18 protein-coding genes are annotated in these 18,928 nt (G+C 59.1%); 12 read left to right on the top strand and 6 right to left on the bottom strand.

Annotated elements, in window-relative coordinates:
- The first annotated feature begins 81 nt into the window (after positions 1–81).
- Positions 82–630 (top strand): RNA polymerase factor sigma-70, encoded by a 549-nt coding sequence (locus tag NL64_RS28245; RefSeq protein WP_034151351.1) that lies wholly within the window; start codon positions 82–84, stop codon positions 628–630.
- Between the two features lie 97 nt (positions 631–727).
- Here NL64_RS28245 and NL64_RS28240 read toward each other — a convergent pair whose 3' ends face one another.
- The 3 genes from NL64_RS28240 to NL64_RS28230 all read right to left on the bottom strand — a co-directional run bounded on the left by NL64_RS28240 (position 728) and on the right by NL64_RS28230 (position 3,353).
- A complete protein-coding gene (locus NL64_RS28240; protein WP_034151350.1) occupies positions 728–1,741 on the bottom strand; it encodes a GNAT family N-acetyltransferase in 1,014 nt (337 codons plus the stop codon).
- Positions 1,742–1,815: 74 nt separating this feature from the next.
- On the bottom strand, positions 1,816–2,634 hold the full coding sequence (locus tag NL64_RS28235; protein ID WP_034151349.1) for a substrate-binding periplasmic protein: 819 nt from the start codon (positions 2,632–2,634) through the stop codon (positions 1,816–1,818).
- 95 nt (positions 2,635–2,729) lie between these two features.
- Positions 2,730–3,353, bottom strand: coding sequence for a TetR/AcrR family transcriptional regulator (locus NL64_RS28230; protein WP_034151348.1), 624 nt, complete (start codon positions 3,351–3,353; stop codon positions 2,730–2,732).
- Positions 3,354–3,531: 178 nt separating this feature from the next.
- On the opposite strand from NL64_RS28230, the gene NL64_RS28225 reads away from it, so the two are divergent.
- The 8 genes from NL64_RS28225 to NL64_RS28190 all read left to right on the top strand — a co-directional run bounded on the left by NL64_RS28225 (position 3,532) and on the right by NL64_RS28190 (position 12,852).
- Positions 3,532–5,334: an acyclic terpene utilization AtuA family protein gene (locus tag NL64_RS28225; RefSeq protein ID WP_034151347.1), complete on the top strand. Its 1,803-nt coding sequence runs from the start codon at positions 3,532–3,534 to the stop codon at positions 5,332–5,334.
- Between the two features lie 12 nt (positions 5,335–5,346).
- Positions 5,347–6,216 (top strand): SDR family oxidoreductase, encoded by an 870-nt coding sequence (locus NL64_RS28220; protein WP_034151346.1) that lies wholly within the window; start codon positions 5,347–5,349, stop codon positions 6,214–6,216.
- A gap of 3 nt (positions 6,217–6,219) precedes the next feature.
- A complete protein-coding gene (gene atuC / locus NL64_RS28215; RefSeq protein WP_034151345.1) occupies positions 6,220–7,836 on the top strand; it encodes a geranyl-CoA carboxylase subunit beta in 1,617 nt (538 codons plus the stop codon).
- 25 nt (positions 7,837–7,861) lie between these two features.
- Positions 7,862–9,019 (top strand): citronellyl-CoA dehydrogenase, encoded by a 1,158-nt coding sequence (gene atuD / locus NL64_RS28210; RefSeq protein WP_034151344.1) that lies wholly within the window; start codon positions 7,862–7,864, stop codon positions 9,017–9,019.
- Positions 9,016–9,813, top strand: a complete 798-nt coding sequence (locus NL64_RS28205) for an enoyl-CoA hydratase/isomerase family protein (protein ID WP_034151343.1) — start codon at positions 9,016–9,018, stop codon at positions 9,811–9,813. Before atuD ends, NL64_RS28205 begins: the two co-directional genes overlap by 4 nt.
- A 109-nt stretch (positions 9,814–9,922) precedes the next feature.
- The gene (locus NL64_RS28200) at positions 9,923–11,884 is read left to right on the top strand and encodes an acetyl/propionyl/methylcrotonyl-CoA carboxylase subunit alpha (protein ID WP_034151342.1); all 1,962 of its coding nucleotides are present in this window, start codon (positions 9,923–9,925) and stop codon (positions 11,882–11,884) included.
- Positions 11,885–11,955: 71 nt separating this feature from the next.
- Positions 11,956–12,498 carry an exonuclease domain-containing protein gene (locus tag NL64_RS28195; RefSeq protein ID WP_034151341.1) on the top strand — a complete coding sequence of 181 codons (543 nt, stop codon included), beginning with the start codon at positions 11,956–11,958 and terminating at the stop codon, positions 12,496–12,498.
- Between the two features lie 69 nt (positions 12,499–12,567).
- The gene (locus NL64_RS28190; protein ID WP_034151340.1) at positions 12,568–12,852 is read left to right on the top strand and encodes a pyrimidine/purine nucleoside phosphorylase; all 285 of its coding nucleotides are present in this window, start codon (positions 12,568–12,570) and stop codon (positions 12,850–12,852) included.
- Positions 12,853–12,922: 70 nt separating this feature from the next.
- Here the strand turns inward: NL64_RS28190 and NL64_RS28185 are convergent, their stop codons facing one another.
- Together NL64_RS28185 and NL64_RS28180 are read right to left on the bottom strand one after the other, a co-directional pair.
- Positions 12,923–13,729, bottom strand: coding sequence for an MOSC domain-containing protein (locus NL64_RS28185; protein ID WP_034151339.1), 807 nt, complete (start codon positions 13,727–13,729; stop codon positions 12,923–12,925).
- A gap of 196 nt (positions 13,730–13,925) precedes the next feature.
- Positions 13,926–14,861: a chemotaxis protein CheV gene (locus tag NL64_RS28180; RefSeq protein WP_034151338.1), complete on the bottom strand. Its 936-nt coding sequence runs from the start codon at positions 14,859–14,861 to the stop codon at positions 13,926–13,928.
- A gap of 462 nt (positions 14,862–15,323) precedes the next feature.
- Here NL64_RS28180 and NL64_RS28175 point away from each other — a divergent pair, with 462 nt between their 5' ends.
- The 3 genes from NL64_RS28175 to NL64_RS28165 all read left to right on the top strand — a co-directional run bounded on the left by NL64_RS28175 (position 15,324) and on the right by NL64_RS28165 (position 17,849).
- Positions 15,324–15,794 (top strand): hypothetical protein, encoded by a 471-nt coding sequence (locus tag NL64_RS28175; RefSeq protein WP_034151337.1) that lies wholly within the window; start codon positions 15,324–15,326, stop codon positions 15,792–15,794.
- Between the two features lie 508 nt (positions 15,795–16,302).
- Positions 16,303–17,196, top strand: a complete 894-nt coding sequence (locus NL64_RS28170; protein WP_034151336.1) for a sensor histidine kinase — start codon at positions 16,303–16,305, stop codon at positions 17,194–17,196.
- A complete protein-coding gene (locus tag NL64_RS28165; RefSeq protein WP_034151335.1) occupies positions 17,193–17,849 on the top strand; it encodes a response regulator in 657 nt (218 codons plus the stop codon). The genes NL64_RS28170 and NL64_RS28165 overlap by 4 nt, the downstream gene beginning before the upstream one ends.
- On the opposite strand, the gene yegS is transcribed toward NL64_RS28165, so the two are convergent.
- Positions 17,833–18,750, bottom strand: a complete 918-nt coding sequence (gene yegS / locus NL64_RS28160) for a lipid kinase YegS (RefSeq protein WP_034151334.1) — start codon at positions 18,748–18,750, stop codon at positions 17,833–17,835. The genes NL64_RS28165 and yegS overlap by 17 nt on opposite strands.
- Between the last annotated feature and the right edge of the window lie 178 nt (positions 18,751–18,928).

Raw genomic sequence — 18,928 nt, 5'->3', positions numbered from 1 at the left:
CAACCTAATTTGTCGCTCGATGTGTAGGGCAGCCACGGTCTCTTGCCGCCCCACTAACCTTTTGGCAGCAGGGTGATTTCCATGACGGAACAAGTCTCCACAAGCAGGTGCGATTCGCCGTTACTTCAGGCATTCGTCGACAATCGACTGATTCTGGTCAAGATTGCAGCCCGCATCACCGGCTGTCGCTCGCGTGCTGAAGATGTGGTGCAGGACGCGTTCTTCCGTCTGCAATCGGCGCCGCAGATCACCTCTTCATTCAAGGCTCAGCTCAGTTATCTGTTCCAGATCGTGCGCAACCTGGCGATCGATCACTACCGCAAGCAGGCACTGGAACAGAAGTATTCCGGGCCTGAAGAGGAAGGCCTGAACGTGGTGATCCAGGGTGCTTCGCCGGAAACGTCGCACATCAATTTTTCCACCCTGGAAAACATTGCCGACGCGCTGACGGAGCTGCCGAGCCGCACCCGTTATGCCTTCGAGATGTACCGACTGCACGGCGTTCCGCAGAAGGACATCGCCAAGGAACTTGGCGTCTCGCCGACCCTGGTGAACTTCATGATTCGTGATGCGCTGGTGCATTGCCGCAAGGTGTCGGGGCGTCGTGCGGATACTTTTGCCAATCGCTGATTGCGCGTTGTCCGTTTGAAAAGATCGCAGCCTTCGGCAGCTCCTACAGGGTTACGCAATCCCATGCAGGAGCTGCCGAAGGCTGCGATCTTTGCTTTCAGACCAACCCACACCGATCAAAAAACCGCTCACGCCCCAACACCATCAACGCGGCGCGTTTATGCGGGAAATCGAACTCTTTCTCACAGTGGAATCGCTGACTCTGCATGTGCCCGATCATCTTGCCGTTGTCAGCGCGAGGCTCGGCCACCACACGCTGGGTGCGCGCGTCATCCAGAAACAGGTAATGCACCAGCGCCGATAACCAGCTCGCCACCTTGTGCGGGCCACGGTGATTTTCCTCTCCCACCAGCATGTGAATGCCACGGTCGTAATCACCAGCCTCATAGAACGGTGCGATGCGATCTTCCTTGGCCCAGTAGGCTTCGAAATAGGCAAACGGCTGATCGTCGAAACAACCGATCAGCGTCAGGGTGTGCGGGTCGGCTTCGAGCTTGCTCAGGTACTCGCGATGCTGTTCGAGGCTGCCCTCTTCCTGCCAGAAACTGGCAACTCGCGGGCTGTTTTGCCAACGATTGAAACGCGCCAGGTCGAGGTCGATGTCCACGGTGCGCAGGGAAATCCAGGCCCCCAGCTGCGCATCGAAACGCCGATACACCTCGCCCCGTGGCTTGATCGGCCGCAGCGGATGACGCTTGCCACCGCTGATGACCATTTGCTGTGGATAACTGCCAGTCAGCGGCTGGCCCAGCCACGGCTGTGGCAATTGCCAGAACAAGGTGCGCTCGCAACGGTATTCGCCAACGGTTGGCGTGGGGATCAGCAATCCACTGAGCAAGGCTTCAGTCGGCGCTTGATCGAGTTTCCAGGTCAGGCGCTGGCAAGCCGGGTTACGGGCAAACAGCCAATAACAGGCGGCCCAGAGTGCCTTGCCGACAGGACAGACGAGGCGGTCCTCCAGCTGCACCTGCAACTCGGGGTCGCGGGTCAGCCGCAGCTGAATCAGCAACTGACCGTCCAGGTTGAGGCTCAACGCGCCCTCGGTTTCATCAGCGGTGAGACTGTTGCCTGTCGGTAACGCCAGGGCAGTCGGGTCATTCGGATTGGGCATGGTCGGGCTCACGATAATCGTCAACAGTTCAACGATGTGACGTGAGCCGAGGCGGAAAATTTAAGCGGCGCCGGTCAATTCGCGACCTGTGGCGAAATCTCTTCGTGCGGAACCGGCACCACCGCAATCTTGTACGGATCGAAAATCTTCAGCATCTGACCGTTGTCCCGCAGCCCTTGCAGCAACTTGCCGAACGCCTCGCCGCTGATCGGCGCCGTCGGGCGCAGGATCGCGTAGTGGTGATAAACCTGATCGATGCGCTCGGACGCCAGCAACTCGCTGGCGACTTTTTCGTTACGCAAAAAGTAATCGCTCAGGTAAGAGCGCGTAACCAGGGCGATGTCGGCGCGGCCACGCAGCACCATCAGCAGGTTGCTGTCATGGGAATAGGTCAGCGTGGCGTTGTAGTTTTGCGCGAGGTATTTGGGCTCGGCGTTGAAGTTGGCGAATTCGTAGTGGTAACCACTGAAGAGCGCCAGGCGCTTGCCTGCGAGGTCGGAGAAGTAGCTTTGCTTTCGTTCGGGCTGGCGTTGTGCGACAAAAATCTCGGCGTCTTCCAGCCCCATATCAACGTCGGTGTGAGGAATGGCTTCCCAACCCCAGGCGGGATTTTCGAAGATCGCCATGTCGATCCGGCCTTGCTTGAAGTCACCAAAACGCCGGGGAATGGAGGTGGGCACCAGCACGAATTGATAGTCGTTTTGCAAGGTATTGAGCGCTTCGACCAGTTGCGGCAGCAAGCCCGTATCGGCACCGGTTTCCGGGCGCACGGTGTACGGTGGAAAATGCGCGGCACCGATGCGCACCAGTTGTGCCGCCGGTGAAGGCACCATCCACAACGCCGCAAGCATCGCCAGCAAAAGCCGTGAAGCCGTCCGAATTGGCGAAGACATCAAAACAACCCACTCCCCAAAAATACTGCATCAATGCAATCAAGCTAGGCGGTTTCGCCCAGTTAGCCAGTTTCCTGCCGACCAACACAATCTAATTATTTTTCCTCCAGTACCAGGATCAGCGCCTCATCGGCCAATTGATCGAGGCTCATGCTGCCACCGGCGCGAAACCAGGTGGTGGTCCAGGACAGCGCCCCGGTGAGAAAACGCCGGGTGACGAACACATCACCACGGATGAAACCGGCGGTCTTGGCTTCGCCCAACACCTGCAGCCAGATGTCTTCATAGATGTCACGCAGCGCCAGAACCTTGGCCTGGCCGTCCTCGGACAGCGAACGCCATTCGTAGACCAGCACCGCCATGGCCTCGCCACTGCCGCCCATGATCGACTGCAATTCACAGCGGATCAGCGCCAGCACCCGCTCACGTACGTTGTTGGCATCGGCAATGGCTGCGCGCATCAACGCGGTGTTGTAGCGAATGGTTTCCTCCATCACCGCCCGCAGGATTTCGTCCTTGCTTTTGAAGTGATGGAAAATGCTCCCCGACTGAATGCCCACGGCACCCGCCAGATCGCGCACGGTGGTGCGCTCGAAGCCTTTATTGCGAAACAGGTGAGCCGCCACTTGCAGCAGCTTGCCGCGGGCGCTGTCCGGATCGGTCAACTGGCCGTTGTCGACCAATTCGCGCATGACCCTCAGGGCTTTTTGCTCGTCCACCCGTTCTCTCCTACAGTCGATCAATCCAATACGCCGATCACCGCTAAAACAGCGGGGTTTCGCGGGCAATTTAAGCTGGCAATGGCAACCAAGCAAGCGCTCGGGCAGAAGATATTTCAGCCGTTTACAAACCAAGCGCTTGCTTGGTAGTCTCGATGCACATCTGTCGGAGGTGGTTATGGAATTGACTGCGCCAAAAACAATTCGCATCGGATGCGCCAGCGCCTTCTGGGGCGATACCTCGACCGCCGCTGCGCAGCTGGTGGAAGGCGGACGCCTGGACTATCTGGTCTTCGATTACCTGGCCGAAATCACCCTGTCGATCATGGCCGGCGCACGGATGAAAGATCCCCAGGCCGGCTACGCCAGCGACTTCATTGAAGTCCTAACCCCCCTGCTCAGCCCACTCGCCGAACAAAAAATCCGTGTCATCAGCAATGCCGGTGGCGTCAACCCGCAAGCCTGCGCCGCCGCCCTGCAAGCGGCTTGCGACAAGGCCGGCGTCGCACTGAAGATCGCCGTGCTATTGGGCGACGACCTGCAACCGCAATTCAAACAACTGAGCACCCGCGGCATTCATGAAATGTTCAGCGGCGTTCCTCTGCCGCCGATGTGCGTTTCAACCAACGCCTACCTCGGTGCACCGGGCATCGTCGAAGCCCTGCGCCTCGGGGCGGATATCGTCATCACCGGGCGCGTGGTCGACAGCGCCGTGGTCAGCGCCGCACTGGTGCATGAGTTCGGCTGGTCGTGGCACGACTACGACAAACTGGCCCAGGCGGCGCTGGCCGGGCACATCATCGAATGTGGCGCCCAGTGCACCGGCGGCAACTTCACCGACTGGCGCGATGTGCCCGACTACGAACACATCGGTTTTCCCATCGTCGAAGTCAGCGCCGACAGCCAGTTTGTCGTGAGCAAACCCGAAGGTTCCGGCGGGCTGGTCACACCGCTGACGGTGGGCGAACAGATGCTCTATGAAATCGGCGATCCACGGGCCTATCTATTGCCTGATGTGGTCTGCGATTTCACCCAGGTCAAACTCGTGCAACAAGGCAAGAATGCGGTTCAGGTGCATGGCGCAAAAGGTTTGCCGCCGACGGATCAATACAAGGTCAGCGCCACCTACCCGGACGGTTTCCGTTGCACCGCCAGTTGCCTGATCGCCGGCATTGATGCGGTGGACAAGGCCCGCCGCGTCAGTGAAGCCATCATCAACAAGACCTCAGAGATCTTCACTCAACGTGGCTGGCCCCCTTACAGCGACGTGAACATCGAACTGCTCGGCAGCGAAGCCACTTACGGTCCCCACGGCCAACGCCAGGACAGCCGCGAAGTGGTGATCAAACTCGCCGTGCGTCATCCGAGCAAACAGGCACTGATCGTGTTTTCCCGAGAGATCGCCCAGGCCGCCACCGGCATGGCACCGGGGTTGACCGGGATTGTCGGGGGCCGGCCGACGGTGTATCCGCTGATCCGCTTGTTCTCGTTCCTGATCGACAAAAGCGCCTGCACGCTGGAAATTGACCTCATGGGCCAGCGCCAACCGTGCGCCCTGCCCGCCGTCGATGTGCTCGACAGCGCCGACCTGCCGGTGCCGTTCGAGCCACCCAAACCCGCAGGCCTGGCCGACGCCAGCGTGGCACTGGTGAAACTGGCGGTGGCGCGCTCGGGCGACAAGGGCAACCACAGCAACATCGGCGTCATGGCCCGCGACCCCGAATACCTGCCGTGGATCGCCGAAGCCTTGACCCCGGAAGTGATCGTCGACTGGATGAGCCATGTCCTCGATCCGATCCACGGACGTGTCGAGCGCTGGTATTTGCCCGCCACCCACAGCCTGAATTTCCTGCTGGAAAACGCCCTCGGCGGCGGCGGTGTCGCCAGCCTGCGCATTGATCCACAAGGCAAGGCGTTCGCCCAGCAACTGCTGGAGATTCAGATTCCGGTGCCGCAACGCATCGCCGACCAGGTCAACTAGAGGACTGCCGCCATGGCCTACGATTCGATTTTCAAAGCCAACCTGTTTGCCGGCCAAAACATCATCGTCACCGGCGGCGGCAGCGGCATCGGCCGTTGCACCGCACATGAACTGGCGGCCCTCGGCGCTCATGTTTTGCTGGTCGGACGCAAGGCCGACAAGCTGAAATCCGTCGCTGCCGAAATCGCCGAAGATGGCGGCAAGGCGGACTGGAGCACCTGCGATATCCGTGAGGAAGAAGCGGTGACCCATCTGGTCAGCGAACTGATCCGCAAGCACGGCCCGATCCATGGCCTGGTCAACAACGCTGGCGGGCAGTACCCCTCGCCTCTGGCCTCGATCAATCAGAAAGGTTTCGAAACCGTGATGCGCACCAATCTGGTGGGCGGTTTCCTGATGGCCCGTGAAGTGTTCAACCAGTCCATGAGCAAGCACGGCGGCGCCATCGTCAACATGCTTGCCGACATGTGGGGCGGCATGCCCGGCATGGGCCACTCCGGCGCGGCGCGTTCGGGCATGGACAACCTGACCAAGACCGCGGCTTTTGAGTGGGGTCATGCCGGGGTGCGAGTCAACGCCGTGGCGCCGGGCTGGGTTGCGTCCAGCGGCATGGACACCTACGAAGGTGCGTTCAAGGCGGTGATTCCGACCTTGCGTGAGCATGTGCCGCTCAAGCGCATCGGCACCGAATCAGAGGTCAGCGCGGCGATTGTTTTTTTGTTGAGCCCGGCAGCAGCGTTCATCAGCGGCAGCACCCTGCGCATTGATGGCGCCGCCAGTCTAGGCGGACGCGCCTGGCCGATTCACAAGGCCAAAAACAGCGAGTCGTACAACGGCTTTCACCGTGCGTACCTTCCGGACGTGCTCAAGGACAAGGAATAACCCATGCCGGTGATTCAGTCGCAACTCGATCCGCACAGCGAACAGTTCGCCCGCAATCGCGCGGCGATGCTGGTGGGTATCGAGCAAGTCCGAGCGCTCGAACAGAACCTGCTGAACAAGGCGGCCGAAGCCAAAGCGAAATTCGACAAACGCGGGCAACTGCTGCCCCGTGAGCGCCTCAATCTACTGCTGGACCCGGGCGCTCCGTTCCTCGAACTGGCCAGTCTGGCTGGCTATAAACTGCACGACGACAAGGACGGTAGCTCGGCCGGTGGCGGCCTGATCGCCGGGATCGGTTATGTGTCCGGCGTGCGATTGCTGGTGGTGGCGAACAACAGCGCGATCAAGGGCGGGACCATTTCCCCCAGCGGTTTGAAAAAATCCCTGCGCCTGCAACAGATCGCCATGGAAAACAAACTGCCGGTGATTACCCTTGCTGAAAGCGGTGGCGCCAATCTCAATTACGCCGCCGAGATTTTCGTCGAAGGCGCGCGCAGCTTTGCCAATCAGGCGCGGATGTCGGCCATGGGCTTGCCGCAGATCACTGTGGTTCATGGTTCGGCCACGGCGGGCGGTGCTTATCAGCCGGGATTGTCGGATTACGTCGTGGTGGTGCGCGGCAAGGCCAAGCTGTTTCTGGCCGGCCCGCCGTTACTGAAAGCAGCCACTGGTGAAGTCGCCACCGACGAAGAACTGGGCGGCGCCGAGATGCACGCGCAAACGGCCGGCACCGCCGAATACCTGGCCGAAAACGACGCCGACGGCGTGCGCCAGGCGCGAGAGATCGTCAGCATGCTGCCGTGGAACGACCAATTGCAGTGGCTGCCCGAGCGGCAATATGAAGAGCCGCTCTACCCCATCGATGAATTGCTGGGGCTGGTCCCGGACGATCCGAAAAAACCTTACGACGTGCGCGAAATCATCGCTCGCATTGCCGACGGCTCAAACTTTCTCGAATTCAAAGGCGAGTTCGATCAACAGACCATTTGCGGTCAACTGAAAATCCAGGGCCGTGCTTGCGGCTTCATAGGCAACAACGGCCCGATCACGCCAAAAGGTGCGAGCAAGGCGGCGCAGTTCATTCAGCTCTGCGACCAGAGCCAGACGCCCTTGCTGTTTTTCCACAACACCACCGGATTCATGGTCGGCACCGAATCGGAACAGCAAGGCGTGATCAAGCACGGCGCCAAGATGATCCAGGCGGTGGCCAATGCTCGGGTGCCGAAGCTGACCATCGTCGTCGGCGGTTCCTATGGCGCCGGCAACTACGCGATGTGCGGCCGTGGCCTCGACCCGCGCTTCATCTTCGCCTGGCCCAACAGCCGCACCGCCGTGATGGGCGGCGCGCAAGCGGGCAAAGTGCTGCGCATTGTCACCGAAGCCAAACAGGCCAAGGATGGCTTGGTGCCCGACCCGAAAATGCTCGACATGCTGGAGCAGGTCACCGCGCAGAAACTCGACAGCCAGTCCACGGCGCTGTATGGCAGTGCCAATCTGTGGGACGACGGCTTGATCGACCCGCGCGATACCCGGACCTTGCTCGGTTACTTGCTGGACATCTGCCACGAGGCCGAGGTGCGGCCGCTGCAAGCCAACAGTTTTGGTGTAGCCCGCTTCTAAGGGCGATCAGAGGAGAACAATAAGAATGATCTTCACCCAGGAACACGAAGCACTGCGCCGCACTGTCCGCCAATTCGTCGAGCACGAGATCAACCCGCACGTCGAGGAATGGGAAAAGGCCGGGCGTTTTCCCATTCACGAGATCTTCCGCAAGGCTGGCGACCTTGGCCTGTTGGGGATTTCCAAACCGGAAAAATTTGGCGGTATGGGGCTGGACTACAGCTACTCGATTGTCGCCGCCGAAGAGTTCGGCACCATTCATTGCGGCGGCATTCCGATGTCCATCGGCGTGCAGACCGACATGTGCACCCCGGCCCTCGCCCGTTTCGGCTCCGATGAACTGCGTGAGGAATTCCTGCGCCCGGCCATCAGCGGCGAGCAGGTCGGCTGCATCGGCGTCTCCGAAGTCGGCGCCGGTTCCGACGTGGCCGGTTTGAAAACCACCGCACGCAAGGACGGTGATGACTACGTAATCAACGGCAGCAAGATGTGGATCACCAACTCGCCGAGCGCCGACTTTATTTGCCTGCTGGCCAACACGTCGGACGACAAACCGCACATCAACAAGTCACTGATCATGGTGCCGATGAACACGCAGGGCATCAGCCTCAGCTCGCACCTGGACAAACTCGGCATGCGCAGTTCGGAAACCGCCCAGGTGTTTTTCGACAACGTGCGCGTGCCGCAGCGCAATCGCATCGGCCATGAAGGCGCGGGGTTCATGATGCAAATGCTGCAGTTCCAGGAGGAACGCCTGTTCGGCGCGGCGAACATGATCAAAGGGCTGGAGTATTGCGTCGACAGCACTATCGAATATTGCAAGGAGCGCAAAACCTTCGGTAGCGCGCTGATCGACAACCAGGTCATTCACTTCCGCCTGGCTGAACTGCAAACCGAAATCGAATGCCTGCGGGCGTTGGTCTATCAAGCGACCGAGCAATACATCAAAGGCCAGGACGTTACCCGCCTGGCCTCCATGGCCAAACTCAAGGCCGGAAGGCTGGGCCGCGAGGTCAGTGACAGTTGCCTGCAATATTGGGGCGGCATGGGCTTTATGTGGGACAACCCGGTGGCCCGCGCCTACCGCGACGTGCGGCTGGTGTCGATTGGCGGCGGCGCCGATGAAATCATGCTGGGGATCATCTGCAAACTCATGGGCATCCTGCCGGGGAAAAAGAAATGAGCGCCCTGCCGGTTTGCCAGACCTTGTTGCTCGAACCACATAACGGCGTGCTGCACATCACCCTCAATCGCCCGGAAAGCCGCAACGCCATGAGCTTGCAGATGGTCGCCGAACTGCGTGCGGTGCTGGCGGCCGTGCGCGATGACAGAAAGATTCGTGCCTTGGTGATCGGTGGTGCCGGTGGGCATTTCTGTGCCGGCGGCGACATCAAGGACATGGCCAACGCCCGCGCCCAAGGCCCGACCGCGTACCGCGAATTGAACCGAGCCTTCGGTGCCTTGCTGGAAGAAACGCAACACGCACCGCAAGTGGTGATCACCGTGCTGCAAGGCGCGGTGCTCGGTGGTGGTTTTGGCTTGGCGTGCGTCAGCGACATCGCCATGGCCGACCATCAGGCGCAATTCGGCATGCCGGAAACCAGTCTTGGCCTGCTGCCGGCGCAGATCGCGCCGTTCGTGGTGCAACGCATCGGCCTGACCCACGCCCGGCGACTGGCCCTGACCGCGGCCCGGTTCGACGGCACACAGGCGCGGCGGATGGGGTTGGTGCATTTTGTCGAGCACGACGCGCAAGCATTGGCCGAACGCCTGGATGAAGTGTTGGCTCATGTCTTGTGTTGCGCACCGGGGGCGAATGCGGCGACTAAGAAGTTGCTGCTGGCGAGTGCCGTGCAGCCGTCGAGCGACTTACTGGATCAAGCCGCCGAGTGGTTCAGTGACGCGGTGACCGGCGCCGAGGGCGTCGAGGGCACGATGGCGTTTGTGCAAAAACGCAAACCGGGGTGGGCTTCTTAAAAGCATCGCGAGCAGGCTCACTCCTACATTGGAATGCGTTTCAAATGTAGGAGCGAGCCTGCTCGCGATGAGGCCATCAAATTCAGCGCAATAACCCAGGGAACAGAACATGCCCGGATTCAGCAAGATCCTGATCGCCAACCGCGGTGAAATCGCCTGCCGCATCCAGCGCACCGCCCAGGCCCTCGGCTATCGCACGGTGGCGGTGTTCAGCGATGCCGACGCCGATGCCCTGCATGTGCAAATGGCCGACGAAGCCGTGAACATTGGCCCGGCCCCGGTGCAGCAGTCTTATCTGAACATCCCGGCAATCATCGAAGCCGCCAACCGCACTGGCGCGGACGCGATCCATCCCGGCTACGGCTTCCTCTCGGAAAACGCCGAATTCGCCCTCGCCTGCCAACACGCCGGCATCACCTTCATCGGCCCCAGCCCCGAAGCCATCGAACTGATGGGCAGCAAACGCCTGTCGAAAATCGCCATGCTCGACGCCGGTGTGCCCTGCATCAAAGGCTATCAAGGCGCCGAACAGGATGACGCGACCCTCAGCCGCGAAGCCGAACGCATCGGCTACCCGCTGATGATCAAGGCCAGTGCCGGCGGTGGTGGGCGCGGCATGCGGCTGGTACACAGCGCCAGTGATCTGCTGGAGCAGATTCGCACCGCACGCTCCGAAGCCCTGAACGGTTTTGGCAGCGCTGAGTTGATCCTCGAACAGGCGTTGATCGAACCTCGGCATGTCGAGGTGCAGTTGTTCGGCGATCAACATGGCAACTTGATCTACCTCGGCGAGCGTGATTGTTCGATCCAGCGCCGTCACCAGAAAGTCATCGAGGAAGCCCCGTGCCCGGTGATGACCGTAGAACTGCGCCAAGCCATGGGTGAAGCCGCGCTCAAGGCCGGGCGCGCGGTGAATTACGTCGGCGCGGGAACCGTTGAGTTTTTGCTGGATGCGCGCGGGCATTTTTACTTTCTGGAAATGAATACGCGCCTGCAAGTGGAACACCCGGTTACCGAACTGATTACCGGGCTGGATCTGGTGGCCTGGCAACTGAACATTGCCGAAGGACAGCCGCTACCGTTACGCCAGGATCAGGTGCAACTCAACGGGCATGCCATCGAAGTACGCTTGTATGCCGAAGACCCGACTCAAGGCTTCCTGCCACAAACCGGGCGCATCGATGCCTGGGAACCTGCAATCCAAAGCGGCGTGCGGATCGACCATGGACTGATCGAGGGACGGCACGTCAGCCCTTTCTACGACCCGATGCTGGGCAAGATCATCGCCCATGGTGCCACCCGCGAAGAAGCCCGACGCAAGCTGCTGCGAGCGGTGCAAGACAGCGTGCTGCTGGGGGTTCAGAGCAATCAGCGCCTGCTCGCCGGCCTGCTGCAACACCCACAGTTCATCCGTGGCGAGTTCAGCACCGGCTTCATCCAGCAGTATTTCGCCGACCATCCGAGCCTGCACCCGCATGTGCCCGGCGCCGAGGAACTGGCGATTGCTGCGGCCCTGTTCTACCAATCTTCCGCGCAGGCTCACCAAGGTCCGCTGAGCGGTTGGCGCAACAACGCCAGCGTGCCGCTACGGTATCGACTCGGCCTGGATGATGAGGAGTGGTTGGTGGAATTGAATGCTGCACCGGGTGAGCCGTACCGGATTGAAGTCGCCACCCGAAGCCTGGAACTGAAGATCATCGAGTGCGACGGACGCTTGGCAACTATCGAAATCGACGGCATTCGGCAGTGCCATGACTATCGCCAGGAGGACGGGCAACTCTGGCTATTCACCCGTCCGGGCAGCCTGCGACTGACGGATCGGACCCAGATGTTGGTCAGCAGCCAGGCCAGCGTCAGCTCCGGCACCCTCAAGGCGCCGATGGATGGGGCGATCGTCGATGTATTGGTCAGTGAAGGCAGCCAGGTCAGCAAAGGCCAACTGCTGGTGGTGCTGGAAGCGATGAAAATGGAACATCCGCTCAAGTCAGGCATCGACGGCGTGCTCAAGCGCTTGCAGGTACAGGTCGGCGATCAGGTGAAAAACCGTCAGATTCTGTTGGAGGTCGAATAAGCCGCTAGGCGGAACCGCCGGGTTTGGCTACGCTCAAACCCTATCAGCACGCGGATACCAGGAACCCGGCGATGCCTCACTGGCTGGTCATAGATCTGGAAGCCACCACCGATGAGGGTGGCTGGCCAGTAACTGAAATGGAAATCATCGAAATCGGCGCCACCCTGGTGGATCGTAAAGGGCGAGAAGTGGATCATTTCCAACGCTTCGTCCGACCGCTGCGTCGGCCCCTGCTCACGCCTTTTTGCCGGGAACTGACGCACATTACCCAAGCCAATATCGATGCGGCGCAGCCATTGAGCGAGGTCTGGGCCTCGTTTGAGCGTTGGCTGGGCCAACATCACACAGGCCTTGAAGGTTGGGTCAGTTGGGGCGATTACGATCGCAAACAATTGCTTCAGGAATGGCAACGCCTGCAACTCGACAGCGTCTTGAGCAATGTGCCGCACATGAACCTGAAACAGCGCTTTGCCAAGGTCCGGCGGCTGGAGCGTCCGCTGGGGCTCAACGGCGCCCTGCAACTGGCCGGGTTGCAGTTCACCGGCCAGCAACATCGGGCGCTCGAAGATGCGCGCAATACCGCACGGCTGTTGCCTCTGGTTCTGCCGCTTTAGACAGGTGACGACGCCTTGGGCCTTGTGCATACTGGCCGGCCCTTTTAAGCCCTTTTCGAGGAATCGCCCATGTTTAAAGTCAACGAGTACTTCGACGGCACCGTCAAGTCGATCGCCTTTGGCACCGCTGAAGGTCCTGCGACCATCGGCGTCATGGCTCCGGGCGAATACGAATTCGGCACCAGCCAGCGTGAAATCATGCACGTGGTGTCCGGCGCCCTGACTGTCAAACTGCCAGACGGCAACGACTGGGAAACCTTCGCCGCCGGCAGCCAGTTCAATGTGCCAGCCAACAGCAAGTTCCAGCTGAAAGTGGCCGTCGACACCGCTTACCTGTGCGAATACCGCGGCTAAAACCCTGGGGTTCACAGCGACAAAAAATGCCCGTGTGCAAAAACACGGGCATTTTTTTGTTCAGCGGTTTTTACTCAAGAATGGTGACCGGCATGCCTACTTCCAGCCAGCCATTACTGTCATTGACCAGATTTTGCCCAAACATCGCACCATCAGCCTCGGACCGATATTTCTGCAAGGTGGCGAACGGTTCGCGATCAGCGCTGCGTTCACCGGTCTGCGGGTCGATGGTGGTCAGAATGCAACGTGAGCACGGTTTGACTACGCGGAACTCGACATCGCCAATGCGAATGCGCTTCCAGCCATCCTCGGCAAACGCCTCGCTGCCTTCGATCACCAGGTTCGGCCGGAAGCGCAGCATCTCCAATGGTCGCCCGACCTTTTGCGACAGATCCTCCAGGGACGCCTGCCCGATCAGCAGCAACGGAAAACCATCCGCAAATGCGACCTGATCATCGTCCTTGCCATATCCGGCCTGTGTAGTCCGCGCACGATCAAGCGGCACTTGCACCAGCCTCGTCGGCTTGCCAATGAACGCACTGACCCAGGCAGCCGCCGCGTCACCGGCATCGGGGACACGTAACGTATCGCGCCAAATAGTGACACCACGCAATTCGGCATCGCTGGCAGGCAAGGCGATATCGAGCGGCGAGTGGCCGGGGGCGCTGAGGGTCAAGCCACCGGCGGCATTCCACAGCGCCGAGAGTTGACTCATTTCTGCCACCGCGCGCTGAGTCAGGAAACGCCCGCTGGCCTCGTCCACCAGCATCCAGCGTCGATCCCCGTCCAGCCCGAGCTTATCGAGAGTGACCTGCTGAAGGGTCTCGCCCTTGCCGGATTTCAACGGATAACGATAAAGCGCGCTCAGACGCAGCATGGCCAGCTCCCTGGGAGGCAAAAACGCCACCCTATACGAGCTTGATTGCTGAATCAAAGGCTGAAGACAGAAGCGCTTGCTCGCCGGGGAAAGCGTCCTCACGGACTCAACCTGTAGGAGCCGGCTCGCTGGCGATAGCGATCTTACGGACGCCATCGCCGGCAAGCCGGCTCCTACAGGTGGTTTCTGGTCATGATCAGGCCGGCACGGCGTCGAGCATCAGGCGCTGGCGCACCACGTCGACGAGTTTGTCCGGCTGGAACTTGGAGAGGAAATTGTCGCAGCCGACCTTCTTCACCATCGAGTCGTTGAAGCTGCCGGACAATGACGTGTGCAACACCACATACAGGCCGCGCAGACGCGGATCGTTTCGGATTTCGGTGGTCAGGCGGTAGCCGTCCATTTCCGGCATTTCGGCGTCGGTGAACACCATCAGCAACTTGTCGGTCATGTTCACGCCGGTATCGGCCCAGGCCTTGAGCATGTTCAATGCCTTCAAGCCATCACTGGCGATGTGCATTTTCACGCCCAGCTGTCCGAGGGTGTCGCGCAATTGCGCGAGGGCCACATTGGAGTCATCCACCAGTAGCACCTCGCGACCACGGGCACGCTCCAGCACCGGATCGTCGAGTTTGTCGCGGGAAACCTTGGCGTTGTACGGGACGATTTCAGCCAGGACTTTTTCGACGTCGATGATTTCCACCAACTGATCGTCGACCTTGCTGATGGCCGTCAGGTAATGCTGGCGACCAGCGCTGGTCGGCGGCGGCAGAATCGCTTCCCAGTTCATGTTGACGATGCGGTCCACGCCACCGACCAGGAACGCCTGCACCGAACGGTTGTACTCCGTGACGATAATCGTGCTGTTGGGACCGGGTATCAGCGGACGCATGCCGATGGCCTGGGACAAATCGATCACCGGCAAGGTCTGCCCACGCAGGTTGACGACGCCGCAGACGAACGGATGGCGCTGAGGCATCAGGGTCAACTTCGGCAGTTGCAAAACTTCCTGAACTTTAAACACGTTGATCGCGAACAATTGCCGCCCGGCCAGCCTGAACATGAGAATTTCCAGGCGATTCTCACCCACCAATTGCGTACGTTGGTCTACCGTATCGAGAATGCCGGCCATTAATGACTCCTGCTCTTGTTCTGATGAATTCGCTAATAGAGGGATATCGGCTGTTTTTGCCGGAGCTTGACCCCAAGCAAAATGCGATGCTCCAGCATTGATGTCACATTAACATCATGCTTTACTGGCGATGTAATTTCATCTGCTACATTCTCTGTGGCGCGACCACAGTCTTCGCGTTAAGTTCCGCTGCATAAGGGTTTCCCTTACCCACAATCAGGCCCAACCTGATATTCGCAATATCCAATAGCCATTAATGTGACGCCATTCTCATTGCATGAATGGAGTCAGGCTTTTGTGTGCGATCGCAGGTAAGTGGCCATCCACCTTCTCAAACTCCTCAGCCCGCATTCATGCAGGCCGGAGCGCGGTCTCGCGACGAAACGGTTACGTCGGGACGCAGATCGTCCTCGTCGACACACACGACATTCCCTCATTAGTCATGACGTTGTGGAGATAAGCATGCCGAACAATCGTAATGAATGGGCAAAGCGGGTCCCCGAGTTTCTCGTCGAGGCCGAAACACTCCTGGCCAAAACCGAGGAATGCCTGAGTCATTTGCAACTGATCAGCAATGACAAGGACGCCATCGATTGCATGCTCAGCACCCTGCTCAAGCTCGCCAACAAGGCAGACGCTCTCGCGCTGGCGGCGGTTTCCGAGTTTTCCCTGCACATTCATGGCCTGTTGAACCACGCGCAGAATCACATGGACCTGCACGATGAAGCCCTGAATGCGCTGAAAGATTGCCTGACATTGATTGCATGGCAACTTGAGCTTATCGATCAGGAAACCGGCCAGCTGAGCCTCGACGAAAGTGAACAGACCACACTGATCGAAGCCTTTGCCTTCCAGGTCGGACAAAGCCAGTTTCAGCCACCGGTTAATTCCAGACCATTCACACTTGTTTCCTACGCAGAGCGGCAGGCTTAAATCCGCAGAGCGGAGTCGTAGCGCATAATTTTACTGCGATGACTGCTTAAAAATTTGAGTCCACGTATGTCGTTATTGAATATTTCATACCTATTCACGACAACTCTAAACAAATAACTATTCCCCTCGATAGCTGGACTACCCGCCTTGCCTAGGGTGTTGCCTGGTATTAACAGCCAATATACCTACGCACATCCGACTCTTCCCGGCGACAACAACGCCACTTTTCCCTTTATGGAACTAACGTCCAAAACGTCTTGATTCCTGACTTAATGGACATCTATCACAAGCGCGACCAACGGTATCTTAGGTGCTATCATGCCGCCCATTAGTTGACGTCAATTAATGGCAATGTGATTGTCAGGGCTGCGACCCGATCAAGTTCCAGGCTGGATTTCTCATACAGAAGTGCGTCCCGTTGAAGTCGATGCCCAACACTACAAAACATAGGCCTGTCAGCCAGAATGACCGGTCTGCCCGCAGCGAACATCCATTGGCTCCATCCGCTATGTACGCCAGTCTCAAGTCCATCGCCAAGTGGCCACCCTCCCGAGAAAACGCCCGACGGTTCACCCTATTGCTGTGCGCCTGTGCAACGCTTGGCAGCTTGCTGGTCTACAGCCTGTCCACCACCCTGCCTCTGAGTCTGTTGATACTCGACATCGCGGCGTTGAGCTGTGTCTGGGTGCAGTACTGCCTGTCACGCAAGTCAATCAAATTTCAGCCCCAGGAACTGGCCGATCGCTTGCTGCAAGTCCAGGAAAACGAACGCCATCGACTCAGTCGAGAACTCCATGACGACATCGGTCAATTGCTGACCGCTGCCAAACTGCAAAGTGATTGGCTCAAACGCCGAATGCCGGAAGAGCTCCAGGAACAATGCACGGTGCTTTGCGACACGCTGGAAGAAACTCTCACCAAAGTTCGTGATGTTTCGGCCATCCTCAATCCCAGGCAGCTGGCCAGTCTTGGGCTGGAGGCGAGCCTGCGTGCGCATTTGCTCAAGACACTCGCCAATACCCCCGTGCACTGGAGCCTGGAATGCCATCAGCGTCTGACCGGTATTCCCGAAGAAATGGCAGTGGCGGCCTTTCGAATTACTCAGGAAGCCGTCACCAACATGCTGCGGCATGCCGAAGCGAAAAACCTGCTGGTTTGCCTGCAGCGTTTACCAAAAGGCCTGTCACTGCTGATCAGTGACGACGGCCAGGGGTTTTCGCCCGCCACCGACCCCGGCCGCGAGGGGCAACGCGGAATGGCCGGGATGTCGGAACGCATCAATCAACTGGGTGGCACCCTGACCGTCACCAGCGAACCTGGCAAAGGCACACAAATCGAAGCCCTCTTCCCCTGGGCGCCTCGCGCGTTCGAGCGGGCCAGTACGAATAAGGTTATGCATTGACTTGTAACTTACTTCTGGTGGATGACCACTCGCTGATCAGGGCTGGCGTGCGCGCCCTGGTGATGGACCTTCCTGGGTACGCGGTTATTGGCGAGGCCAATGACGGCTCGCAATTACTCGCGATGGTTGAGCATTTGTCCCCGGACATTGTGCTGCTGGATATTTCCATGAAGCAAACCGGTGGCCTCGAGGCCTTGACGCAACTCAAGCGAATTCGCCCGCAGAGCAAGGTGCTGATCCTGTCGATGCACACCGACCCCGCACTCATCATGCAGGCGCTGGAATCCGGGGCCCATGGCTATCTGCTCAAGGACACCACGGCCACCGAACTGGAACATGCACTGGAAGCCTTGCGTAACAATGAACGCTACCTGAGCCCGGCCATCGCCCATACCGTTATTACCCAAGCGCTCACCCGGCAAAAAAACCAGCCGGAGTCTGCTGACTCGCATAACCTCACTGCTCGTCAGCTGGAAATCCTTCGACTGATCGTTCGCGGCAAATCCACCCGGGAAATCGCCAACGGCCTGGGCCTGAGCGTCAAGACTGTCGAAACCCACCGCTCGCAGATCATGAAACGCTTGCAGATTTTCGATGTGGCTGGCCTGGTGCTGTTCGCGGTTCGTGAGCAGATCATCAGTCTGGACGACTGACAGGTTGAGTCGTGCTTAACAGCGGCGATTGCTCAGGCAGATGCACCAGCAATGCTGCCGGTCGCGCCGAGAAACGCAGGCTGTCACCTTCCAGCGGTTCGCCATCGAGATTGATGTAAAGACCTTCGGCCACCTTGATTTCAACCCATGGCAACCGCGCCCGCACGAACATATTGTCGATGCCAAAGCCATCAGCCAGCAGGTTTTTCAAGGTACCCACTACCTCCTGCGGGGCCGGCAAAATACTGATATCGAGCAAACCGTCGTCAGCCAGTGCCTGCGGACACAACACATGACCGCCACCCGCCTGCCGGCCATTGCCGATACCCAAGGCCAGCAACTCGCCACTCCACTGAAAGTCCGGACCGTGTAACTCGCCATACGCTGCGTGCAACTCGCTGAAGCGTGTGAGGCCGGTAAACAGATAAGCCGCGCCACCGAGCACCTTTTTCAAGTCCTCGGAAGTGTTAGCCGTGACTTGACTGCCAAATCCGCCGGTGGCCATGTTCAGGAATATCTGCCCGCCAACCTCTCCCAGGTCGATGGCGCTAGGCGCTACGTCCAATAAATCCAGTGCCTCGGCAGGCTCCAGCGGAACACCGGCAGCGCGCGCAAAATCGTTGGCGGTTCCCAGTGGCATCAACACCAGGCTGGCCTGCTTCGATTGCGCAGCGATGGCTTCGGCGATATCACGCACGGTGCCATCGCCACCGCCAGCGATGATCCGACTGTATCCTGCTGCCAACGCCTCATCCACCAACCGCTGTGCGTCGCCGGCCTCCCAAGTCACGCGAACGGCCAGCTCCCAACCTTTTTCGCGCTTGCTTTCAACAGCAGCACGAACCTCCTCGTTTAGCGCCTGCTTGCCATGCAAAATCAATAGCGCCTTGCGTTCGCTCATTATTGTCGCTCCCGGATTTGAATGGCCTACGGGAGATGTTGACCTCGTTGCACCCGATAAAAGTCGCTTGAAATTTGAATTATTTCCAGCTGGACGCTGTTGCGTCCTACACGGCAGGATTTTTCTTACAAAACGTGAGGAATCGGCTCAATTGACCAAAAAGTGTGATTGGTACACT

It is taken from the genome of Pseudomonas fluorescens (genome assembly GCF_000802965.1).
GTDB classification, from domain to species: Bacteria; Pseudomonadota; Gammaproteobacteria; order Pseudomonadales; family Pseudomonadaceae; genus Aquipseudomonas; species Aquipseudomonas fluorescens_A.
Note: the sequence above shows the minus strand (reverse complement) of the source record. Positions and strands in the feature narration are given on the sequence as shown.